The organism is Thermogemmatispora sp. (assembly GCF_019683635.1).
Lineage (GTDB): Bacteria > Chloroflexota > Ktedonobacteria > Ktedonobacterales > Ktedonobacteraceae > Thermogemmatispora.
In genome coordinates this window covers 1-2,277 of the sequence record NZ_JADGIA010000356.1, presented here as the reverse complement: position 1 = coordinate 2,277, position 2,277 = coordinate 1, and the positions used below count along the sequence as shown (strand labels likewise).

The following is a 2,277-nucleotide window of genomic DNA, read 5'->3' as shown; positions in this document are numbered from 1 at the left end:
GGGTGCTGTAGCCAGGCTGGGGCCAGCCTGGCCCAGGAAGCGCCAGGCCAAGCCCTGGCCTGGCTTACCGGTCAGCCGACCACAGGCCAGGCAGAGGGTTTTCCTGTGTACGTCCTGTTGTCAATCGACCAGATTGGCCAGGATGCTTGATGCTTCCATCTGCCCGCTAGACAGAGAGCCAGACTGGTTGCCACATCAGGAACGCTACGGAATCAGCTTGACCTCGGCATCCAATGCCAGAGCAAAACGAGTCAGCAGGGTCGCCGTTGCCTCGACATCCTCCAGAGAGACAACCTCAGAGCCTGTATGAAGATAGCGGCAAGGAATATTGACCAGACCTGTCGCTACCCCGCTGCGGCTCACCTGGAGCAGATCCACGTCGGTCGACGTTCGGCCTGGGGTGGGATCGAGTTGATAGCGCAGTCCAGCCTCGCGGGCCGCCTGCACCAGCAGCTCATAGACGCGTGGATTCACGTGGGCTCCGATCGTCAGCACCGGACCGGCTCCGAGTCGGACATCGCCAATCTCCTGCTTGGAAGTCTGGGGATGATCAGCTGTTGGCATCACATCGACCACAATAGCCAGCTCCGGCTGCACTTCGTAAGCGCTGGTGCGTACGCCGCGGGAACCAATTTCCTCCTGCACTGCCGAAACCACGTAGAGGGCGGTCTGCAGCTGCTCGCGCTGCGCAGAGACCTGGCGCAGTGTCTCCAGCACTGCATAGAGGCCGGCCTTATCATCCAGGCCGCGCGCCGTTACCAGCCGACCGCGCAGGGGCTGGAGCCGGGCCGCCCGAGTGGCCACCGTCCCAGGAGGGGCGATTTCCTCGGCCTCCTTCTTACTGCTCGCCCCGATATCGATCCAGAGCTGTTTCAGTGAGGGAGCCTTGCCCCGCTCCTCTTCCTCTTGCAGATGAATAGGCTTCACCCCAATGACGCCAGGCACAGGGCCTGAAGCCGTATGAAGCAGCACCCGTTCGCCGGGCAGCGTTGCTGGATCGAAGCCTCCGATCGGGGCGAAGTACAGAAAGCCCTGCTCATCGATGTAACGCACCATCAAGCCCAGCTCGTCACAGTGGGCCGTCAGCATCAGGCGAGGGCGGCCTTCGGGATGCAGGGCAGCGATCACATTCCCATGCACATCGGTTGTCACCTGATCAGCATAGCGAGCGCACTCGCGGCGCACCACCTCCTGAACGGGCTGTTCAAAACCCGAGGGACTGGGACGCTCAACTAGCTCTTCGAGCAGAGAGAGGTGAGACTCTTCTTCCATACAAGCAGACTCCATCGTAAACAGCAGTGAAAACCGGAAAAAGTAGAAGAGAACACACAGAGCAGAAACGAAAGCGCCTGGCGCTTTACAGCTACCAGGCGCCTGGACCTTGGGCGAGGCGAATAGACCGCGCGACGAGGGCGCGGGTTAGTGGCGAGAGGGCAGCGCTCAGCAACACGGACCTCCCTGACCGTTTCTTCCCTGCTTGATGTCAGCGCACGAACTGCTTCAGCACCTCTTCCACCTCGGGGTGGGAGCGGTTGAGGCGGAGATCCTCAGCTCCGCTGGCATCGGTCTGGACCAGCAAGATACCTCGCTGGATACAAGTATGGAGCAACTCGCGCGCCGATTCGCGTGTCAGGCGACCGCGGAAGCGGTTCTTCGGATTCAGCGGATCGCCGATGAAATTCGCCACGCCCATGACTGTGCGCCAGGACCAGTTGCGATCGATGTAGTCGAGGAACTGCAAGAATTGCGGGTCCAGCACATCGATCGGCGGCTGCGGATTCACTGCCGGCATGTGGGGATTCGTCCCCGGGTGCACGGCAGGCATGTGGCCCGTGCTGCCCGACGAGACAGCAGGGAGATAGCCACTGCCAGTATTCGTCGATGAGGCCGAGGCGATGCCTGGGACCAAAGGAACAAACTGGTTGGCGCTGCTAATCAGATCCCGGCTGACGGTTCCCGGTATCCCAACAACAATCACCGTTTTATTTAGACGTAGCTTCAGGCGAGCGCAGATGCGGGTAAAATCCTTATCGCCCGTCATCAGGACAAAGGTAGAGATCGAGGGGCGGTCGAAGACCGTCTCGATGATGTCCATCAGCATATTCAGATCGACGGTACTCTGAACGATCGTGCTTTGCACGATGGCGTTGGTGCCGGGCCCGATGGCGGGCAAGTGGCCGGTGCCGCCGCTATGCTGCTGATGGGAATATCCCAGAGGACCAGACCCGGAGCCGCCATGATGGTGGGAGAGGGGGCCGCTGGGGGGCTGGCCTTGGG

The 2,277-nt window shown here is 61.1% G+C and carries 2 protein-coding genes; both read right to left on the bottom strand.

The features are described from left to right. Positions 1–204: 204 nt before the first annotated feature. On the bottom strand, positions 205–1,272 hold the full coding sequence (locus IRZ31_RS21255) for a M42 family metallopeptidase (RefSeq protein WP_297157746.1): 1,068 nt from the start codon (positions 1,270–1,272) through the stop codon (positions 205–207). A 211-nt stretch (positions 1,273–1,483) separates the two neighbouring features. Continuing rightward, positions 1,484–2,277 (bottom strand): NYN domain-containing protein (locus IRZ31_RS21250; protein ID WP_297157745.1); only part of this gene is annotated, 794 nt, incomplete at its 5' end.

What these genes read in the sequence shown, in the direction of transcription:
- IRZ31_RS21255 (WP_297157746.1), bottom strand. Translation starts at nt 1,272, where the DNA reads ATGGAAGAAGAGTCTCACCTCTCTCTGCTCGAAGAGCTAGTTGAGCGT.